Here is a 1,360-nt window from a genome sequence, read left to right as displayed (position 1 = left end):
CTCATCAGCAGATAGAGCGAGAGCACGAACAGCGCCGACGGAAGCGTGAAATAGGGTGAGACGCCGAGGCCGACCACGATCAGGCTCTGCGCGATCAGATCGCTCGAATGATCGAGCAGGAAGCCATAGCGCGGACGCTCGATCCCGCGGTAGCGGGCCAGAGTGCCGTCGAGCGAATCGCCGAACCAGTTCAGGAACAGGCCGGCCACCACCAGTGTGAGGAAACCGGCCGACCAATGGCCGAGCGCGAAGCCCGCCGCCGTCATCGCCGCGCCGACCAGCCCGGCCGCCGTCAGATGATCCGGCGTGGTCCAGGCGGGGAGTCGCGGCGCCAGCGCCTGCAGCACGCGCCGCTCGCCCCTCGCCAAAAGGCTCGTGTTCAATCGGTTCGCCAAGAAACCCCCTCGAAAACCAAGCCCGCCCTCGCAGCCCATAGCGCCGGTGCCATCGTCTCACCAGGGGCCGCGCGTCTTATTGCATCGCAATATCGTCAACCGTCAGCTTGCCCGCGGCGGGCCTTCGCGTCAATCGCTATCACCGCGCCTCGGGCCGAATTTCAGACGGTCCAGTAATGGCTTCGCGCGTAAGTGGTCACTTCACCGCAGCGCCGACCGCCGCGCCCTGAATCGCCGGCTGCGTAAGCATGGAGACGAGCTGGAACGCCTTGGCGATCTCGGTCACAGGCGCATTGGACACATATAATATGTCCTTGTCCCGCATCGCGAATCGCCGCGCCGTGAACAAGGAGGCCGGATTGCGCATGTCGAGATGATAGGCGACCGGAATCAGCCGTTGCGAGGCCAGCAGCGGCGACACGGTCGGGTAATCGGCGATCACCGCCGTCGGCTCGTAACGCAGCACGAACAAGCCGCTCGGATCGGCGCGCTGATCGGCGAGGCCGCCGGCCTTGCCGATCGCCTCCTCCAGAGTGATTCCCCGCGCGTCGAAAGGCACCACGGCGTTCGCCCCCGTCGCGCCAGCCACAGTGAAGGTCTGCGGCGTGCGCTCCACCGTCAGCACATCGCCCGGACGCACGAAAATATTCTCGCGCGGATTGGCGAGCAGCGCCTGGATCGGCGCGCGCGCAGTGCGGTCGCCGCGCGTCAGGCTGATGAAGGTCTCATGCACCGGCGAGCGGAAGCCGCCGGCCTGGGCGATGACGTCCATCACGCGGTCGCCGCGCAAGGTCAGCGGCACGCGCGCGCCCTGCGTCACCTCGCCCGTCACCGTCGCCGTATTGCTGATGTTGCGCGACACATTGACCAGCGCCTGCGGCTCGATCGCCTTGCCGCGCAGCCGATCGATGATGACCCCCTCCACCTCCTGCTGGGTGCGGCCGGCGACCTGAATGCGCCCGGCG

2 protein-coding genes are annotated in these 1,360 nt (G+C 67.1%); both read right to left on the bottom strand.

Annotation, left to right across the window (positions count from 1 at the left end; genetic code table 11):
• A partial coding sequence (locus A1351_RS02005; protein WP_245291553.1) for a CDP-alcohol phosphatidyltransferase family protein occupies positions 1-395 on the bottom strand: 395 nt, incomplete at its 3' end.
• Positions 396-591: 196 nt separating this feature from the next.
• Positions 592-1,360 (bottom strand): SLBB domain-containing protein (locus A1351_RS02000; RefSeq protein ID WP_198162194.1); only part of this gene is annotated, 769 nt, incomplete at its 5' end.

This window comes from Methylosinus sp. R-45379, from assembly GCF_001644125.1.
In the GTDB taxonomy this organism is placed as follows: domain Bacteria; phylum Pseudomonadota; class Alphaproteobacteria; order Rhizobiales; family Beijerinckiaceae; genus Methylosinus.
The sequence above is the reverse complement of the archived record's forward strand: the minus strand, read 5'-3'. Positions and strand labels throughout refer to the sequence as shown.